The 5,639-nt window shown below is 62.2% G+C and carries 7 protein-coding genes; 6 read left to right on the forward strand and 1 reads right to left on the reverse strand.

Going from position 1 to position 5,639, the window contains the following annotated elements:
• The first annotated feature begins 276 nt into the window (after positions 1-276).
• The 3 genes from ACTHNE_RS19195 to ACTHNE_RS19205 are packed head-to-tail and all read left to right on the forward strand — an operon-like array spanning position 277 to position 1,586.
• Entirely contained in the window at positions 277-855 is a 579-nt protein-coding gene (locus tag ACTHNE_RS19195) for a hypothetical protein (protein WP_440270054.1), read from the forward strand.
• A gap of 4 nt (positions 856-859) precedes the next feature.
• The gene (locus tag ACTHNE_RS19200; protein ID WP_440270055.1) at positions 860-1,399 is read left to right on the forward strand and encodes a YbhB/YbcL family Raf kinase inhibitor-like protein; all 540 of its coding nucleotides are present in this window, start codon (positions 860-862) and stop codon (positions 1,397-1,399) included.
• Complete coding sequence (locus ACTHNE_RS19205) at positions 1,389-1,586, forward strand: GyrI-like domain-containing protein (RefSeq protein WP_440270056.1); 198 nt, start codon at positions 1,389-1,391, stop codon at positions 1,584-1,586. The genes ACTHNE_RS19200 and ACTHNE_RS19205 overlap by 11 nt, the downstream gene beginning before the upstream one ends.
• 135 nt (positions 1,587-1,721) lie before the next feature.
• Here the strand turns inward: ACTHNE_RS19205 and ACTHNE_RS19210 are convergent, their stop codons facing one another.
• Positions 1,722-2,132 (reverse strand): DUF302 domain-containing protein, encoded by a 411-nt coding sequence (locus ACTHNE_RS19210; RefSeq protein WP_440270057.1) that lies wholly within the window; start codon positions 2,130-2,132, stop codon positions 1,722-1,724.
• A 278-nt stretch (positions 2,133-2,410) separates the two neighbouring features.
• Between ACTHNE_RS19210 and ACTHNE_RS19215 the strand changes: the two genes are divergently transcribed.
• From ACTHNE_RS19215 to ACTHNE_RS19225, 3 genes are all read left to right on the forward strand, one after another.
• Positions 2,411-3,412, forward strand: coding sequence for an alpha/beta hydrolase (locus ACTHNE_RS19215; protein WP_440270058.1), 1,002 nt, complete (start codon positions 2,411-2,413; stop codon positions 3,410-3,412).
• Positions 3,409-4,077, forward strand: a complete 669-nt coding sequence (locus ACTHNE_RS19220; protein ID WP_440270059.1) for an antibiotic biosynthesis monooxygenase family protein — start codon at positions 3,409-3,411, stop codon at positions 4,075-4,077. The genes ACTHNE_RS19215 and ACTHNE_RS19220 overlap by 4 nt, the downstream gene beginning before the upstream one ends.
• Positions 4,078-4,244: 167 nt before the next feature.
• Positions 4,245-5,567, forward strand: coding sequence for an amidohydrolase family protein (locus ACTHNE_RS19225; RefSeq protein WP_440270060.1), 1,323 nt, complete (start codon positions 4,245-4,247; stop codon positions 5,565-5,567).
• Positions 5,568-5,639: the final 72 nt, after the last annotated feature.

A 5,639-nucleotide genomic window follows, 5' to 3' on the forward strand; every position in this document is an offset into this window, starting at 1 on the left:
ATTTAAATTCAACATGTTGGGGCCGCACGGTAGGCGCGCCTCGCTGCACCCCAGCGTCTCGACAGACAGCCAGTCTGCCTTCGCCACTGGAGCACAGCGAGGCGCGCATACCGTGCGGTGACGGGTACGTGGAATAGATCAGAGCATCCTTAAGTAAGCGCCATTCGCGCCAGACCCCTGATGTCGGGGTTCGGCGTTGCCTCAGCCCAACCTACGCCAGAAGCGCTGACAGCATGGGAAAAACGGCGCAATATAGCGTCCGCACGGATCGCTCGAATGCGTATCGAGGTCGTCATCATGATTGCTTCACGCCTGCTCGCCAGCGTTTTAATCGGCCTTGCCCTGGTGTCGATTGCGCAGGCCGCCGGGATCGCCGCCTTTGCCGTCATGCAGCAGGACGACAGCGGCAAGCCACTGGTTTTTCAAAGCAGCGAGGCATTGAAGAAAGGCGACGTGATCAAGGTGAATGCCTTCAATGCGCAGCCCGTGCTGGTGTTGCAATTGGCCATGTGCGACAGCGATTGCGCACACCCGCGCCTGGTGCAGACCTTGCCGCTTACCGCCTATTACGCCGGCCAGGCCAGCAGCAGCCATCGGTTCGTGTTGCCCGAAGATGGTCGCGTAGCATTCTGGGTGCAGCGGCTGGGCGGCCTGCCCAGCGAGCCGGTCAATACGCCCAACGGTGCCTGGAGCGTGCAATACGTCGATCCGTTTCTGCGCTTCGCCAACCGCACGCCTTATCAATCAGTGCAGCCGATGCCCGCCAGTGGACTTACGCTGGACGACAACAGCCTGCGCGCACGCTTTTTTCATCGCACCTTCGTCACGGTGAGCCTCGCCAGTGCAAGTCCCTGATGCCATGATGCATTTCAAGCGGACGCCGTTCCTATTGGCTGCGCTACTCGCGGGTGCAGCCATTGCGTCGCCGCCGGCGCCATGGCAGGTCAGCAGCTCCAGTTTCGTGCAAGGTGGAAAGATGCCCGCGAAACTCACTTGCGACGGCGCCAATGTGTCGCCCGAAATCCGCTTTCCGTCACCGCCCGCGGGCACGAAGAGCTTCGCGATCGTGGCGGACGATCCCGATGCACCAGCCGCCTTCGCGCACTGGTTGGCTTACGGTATTCCCGCCGATACGACGGAGTTGCCCGAAGGCGCCTCGACTCCGTCCAGGCGGCTTGAGCACGCGACCGAAGGTGTCAATGGCTTCGGCCGCACCGGCTACGGCGGCCCCTGCCCGCCCGCCGGCCAGACGCACCATTACGTGTTCCGCATCTATGCGCTGGACAACGCTCCGCAGCTGCCCGTCGGCGCCAGCGCCGAACAGCTCAAGGCTGCGATCGAAGGGCACGTGTTGGCAGAAGGCCAGATCACGGGCGTGTATGCGCGCGGTGGCGATTGACCGCAAATCCAGCAATTTCGGTCAGGCGCATTGCGTGCATGCCGCCATCGCCTACCTGTATGCGCAATGGTTGCCACGCAGCGGTGAGGAACTGCGCGATTTTCCGCTGTTCGTGCGGCGCGTGCGGTTTTATCCGGATGTGCCTGAGCATGAGGCGGTGGCGACTATCTTTTTGCCATTGAAGTAGCGCCAATTGCTTCAATAGCCGCATTTCTCCCTCATCGTCATTCCGGCCTTCGCCGGAATGACGATGAGGTACTACAAAGCTCAATGATCAACTTCGTCCTAACCTACAACCAAGCACAATCGCTCGGCACGCGCATCATCTCTCCACCGGAGCTTCCAACACATGCGCGATAAGTTGCTCCACCGGTAGCAGGTTCGCTTCGAGCCCATGCGGCAAGCCGTGCCGGTCGATCACGTATTTGGCGGCATTGATAAATACCTCCACCGCATCCGGCTCGGCTTCCACCACCAGTGCCTTCAAGGGCAGGTCGAGGCCGGCGGCAGAATTGTCGAGCATCAACGGTGTGCCCGCGCTGGGGTTGCCGAACAGGATCAGCGTGGTGGGCGGCAGCGACAACCCCACCGCAATGGCCTGCGCCTGCTGATCGATGGTGGCGAACACCTTGATACCGCGTTCGGCGAACGTGGCCAGCAGCCGCTGCACCGTATCGCCGAACGGAAACGGGCTGGCAAAACGGACGATACCCTGATCGGCGTAAGAAGCCATGCGTCACCTCGTCAATGGTCGGCGTGCATGCGGCTGCGCCCTGGCCGATACCGGATCGTGGGCGCTCGTGCTCAACGATGACGCGATACCTTGCATGGGATCTCCCTCCCCGGAACGCCAGCGGTTGGCCGATGGTACCTGCAGAGGTGGCCGATTGCACCGCCGCGATGGCTACGGGGGCCTAACACGCCGTTCGTCCCGCATCTTTCGTTTGCGGGCGAAGTATCGGCCGCACCCCCTCGCTAACGTGTGCCGGCCCTTCCCCACCAGGATCGACCATGCTCGTCCCGCTCTTCCTGGCGCTGGCTGTCTCGGCGCAATTGCAGCCTGTTCCTGTCGACACGGTCTATCTGCCGCTTCCCAATGCGCCGGCGCAACACCTGGCCTTGCATTGCGCGCGTCCCGCACAGGCTTCCCATAAAAGCGTGCTGTTCGTTCATGGCGCAAGTTTTCCCACCATGCTGGCGTTCGGTTTCGAGTTCGCGCCGGGTGATTCGTGGCTGCAATACATGGCGCAAAAGGGCTACCTCGCCTGTGGGCTGGATTTCCTTGGCTTTGGCGCATCCAGCCGGCCACCGGCCATGTCCGGCCCTGCCAGCGACGCCGCGCCCGTGACGGATGCGAAAGCAGCGGTCACTGAAATCGCCGTTGCCGCCGATTACCTGCACCAACGCTTAGGTATGAAAGATGTCCATCTGGTCGCACATTCATGGGGTACGGTGCCGGCTGCCGCGTTTGCGGCAACACACCCGCGTGCGCTGGCCTCGCTGGCCTTGTTTGGCCCGATCGTTCCGGTGAAATCCCCCGCGCCGGACAACCAGGCTCAACCTGCGTGGTGGCGCATCACCGCGCAGCAGCGGCTGGAGCAGTTGCGATTCAAGACGATTCTGCCGGCCGGCAAATATCTATTGGAACCGGCCGTCGATCGCTTCTGGGCATCTGCTTTTGCAGCGACCGTGCCGCACGTAGCAGGCGACCCAAACGATGCATTGCGCATTCCCAACGGCCCGCTCGCGGATATCGATGCCGTCGATGCAGGGCATTATCCGTACGACGCCAGCAAAGTTTCCGTGCCCGTTTTCGTCGTGTATGGAAACTACGACGACGTGGTGAACGACGCCGGCGCACAAACTTTTCTTGAGAAGTTCACGGGCAGCCCGCTAAGGTGGCGCCTGCGCATCGACGATGGCACCCACGTCATGCACCTGGAACGAAATCGCCGCTCGCTGTACGAAAGCGTGAACGCGTTCATCCACGCCGCAGAAGAGCTGGCACCATGACCGCCGCCATGCCCGCGCGTTCGCTATTCGCCGTCGTTTTCGAAGTGAAGCCCGATGCCGCACACGCGGATGAGTACCTGAAGATCGCCGGCAGCCTGCGTCCGGCGCTGGAAAAGATCCCCGGCTTCCTGGAAAACGAACGCTTCCGCAGCCGTTCGCGCAACGGTTACCTGTTGTCCCTGTCGCTATGGGAAAACGAAAAGGCGATCGTGCATTGGCGAACGCTGGAGCAACACCACGCCGCACAAGTGCGCGGACGGCAGGAGGTGCTCGACGATTACCGTATCCGCGTCGGTGAAATCACGTGCGTGGCCGGCGCCCACGCCAACCGCTCCGTCGGCTGGGTGCGGCAGGATCGCACCGAGGTTGGTGAAGCCGTTGCCCTCACCATCATCGATGGCACGCTTGCACCGAATTCCGCGCTATGGCCGTTCGCCGAGGATGCACGTTTGCGCAGCGTGGACGGCGATGTGTTCGATCACATCAGCACGCGGAACCGCGCAGCGATCCTGCTGAGCTGGCGCAGCGAGCAGGAGGCGGAGGACTTCGCGAACGAAGCCATGCGTTGCAATGATGCCGAGGCGAACATCTACGCGATTCGGGTCGTGCGCGATTACGGCATGGCGGATCGTCGCGAAGCGCCGCAGTATTATCCGGCGCGTTGAAAACCGTAGGCTGGGATGCCAATCCCAGCATCGTCATCTTTCTGCTGGGATTGGCATCCCAGCCTACGCGGCTCACAACCCACCCATGAAGAAAGCCATGCTTATCGCCATTGCCACGTTCTTGCTATAAATGCCCGGTCCAAGCAGGACATCACCGGGGAGCAGACATGTCGAAGCATCGGTTCCAGTGCCTGGCCATGGCTTGCGCGGGCCTGTTGATGGCGTGTTCGATCGGCGCATCAGCAGCCGATAATGCATCAGAGAAACCGGCCGATCATCCGTGGCTGCTCAAAGCCGATCGCGTGTTCGACGCACGCAGCGAACAGGCGCACGCCGGCTGGGTGGTGCTGATACAAGGCGACAAGATCACCGCCGTCGGCCCGGCCTCCGACGTGCACGCACCACCCGGCACGCAAACCATCGACCTGCCCGGCACTACCTTGTTGCCCGGCCTGATCGATGCGCACTCGCACATCTTCCTGCACCCGTACAACGAAACGCTGTGGGACGACCAGGTGCTGAAGGAAACGCAGTCCTACCGCACCGTGGAAGCGGTCAAGCATGTGCACGACACCTTGATGGCCGGGTTCACCGTCCTGCGCGATCTGGGCACCGAAGGCGCCGGTTATGCGGACGTCGACGTGCAACGCGCGATCAATGACGGCCTGATTCCCGGCCCGCACCTGTTCGTCGCCACGCGCGCCACCATCGCCGCGCATTGCTACGGACCCGGCCCTGATGGCTATCGCAGCGACATCAACCTGCCGCAAGGCGGCATTCCCGTCGCCGGCGTGCCGTCAATGATCGATGCAGTGCGCGATCAGGCCGGCCATGGCGCCGACTGGATCAAGATCTACGCCGACTACCACTGCGGCAAAAGCAAAGGCGCCATGCCCACCTTCAGCGAAGAAGAGCTGAAAGCCGGCGTCGACACCGCCCACTCGCTCGGCCTGCCCGTCTCCATGCACTCCACCACCGCCGAAGGCATGCGCCGCGCCGTACTCGCCGGCGTCGACACCATCGAACACGGCTACGGTGGCACGCGCGAAGTGTTCGAGTTGATGAAACAACACAATGTCGCCTACCTGCCGACACTGGAAGCCGAAGCCGCTTACGCCGGATACTTCCACGGCTGGAAACCTGGCCAGCCGCCGACGGCCGATATGCAACAAGCCGCCAATGCCTTCAAATACGCGATGCAAGCCGGCGTGATGATCGGCTGCGGCAGCGACGTGGGCGTATTCACCCACGGCACAAATTACAAGGAGCTGGAATGGATGGTGCGCGACGGCATGTCACCCGCGCGTGCGCTGCTGGCGGCGACGGCGGTGGATGCGCAGATCTTGCGGCAGCAGGACAAGTTCGGGCAGTTGAAGGCGGGGCTGGATGCGGATGTGATTGCGGTACAAGGGGATCCCACGCAGGACATTAGTGCGGTGGAGCATGTGCTGTTTGTGATGAAGAGTGGCGTGATCTACAAGCAGCCCTGAATAAGGACGCGTAGGTTGGGGTGCAAACCCCAACGTTGCCATGCATGGAGATGGCAATGTTGGGGTTTGCAC

The sequence above is a fragment of the Dyella sp. genome (genome assembly GCF_051954575.1).
GTDB lineage: Bacteria > Pseudomonadota > Gammaproteobacteria > Xanthomonadales > Rhodanobacteraceae > Dyella_B.

Coding starts and splice junctions, on each gene's coding strand:
- ACTHNE_RS19195 (WP_440270054.1), top strand. CDS start 277: ATGCGTATCGAGGTCGTCATCATGATTGCTTCACGCCTGCTCGCCAGC.
- ACTHNE_RS19200 (WP_440270055.1), top strand. CDS start 860: ATGATGCATTTCAAGCGGACGCCGTTCCTATTGGCTGCGCTACTCGCG.
- ACTHNE_RS19210 (WP_440270057.1), bottom strand. CDS start 2,132: ATGGCTTCTTACGCCGATCAGGGTATCGTCCGTTTTGCCAGCCCGTTT.
- ACTHNE_RS19215 (WP_440270058.1), top strand. CDS start 2,411: ATGCTCGTCCCGCTCTTCCTGGCGCTGGCTGTCTCGGCGCAATTGCAG.
- ACTHNE_RS19220 (WP_440270059.1), top strand. CDS start 3,409: ATGACCGCCGCCATGCCCGCGCGTTCGCTATTCGCCGTCGTTTTCGAA.
- ACTHNE_RS19225 (WP_440270060.1), top strand. CDS start 4,245: ATGTCGAAGCATCGGTTCCAGTGCCTGGCCATGGCTTGCGCGGGCCTG.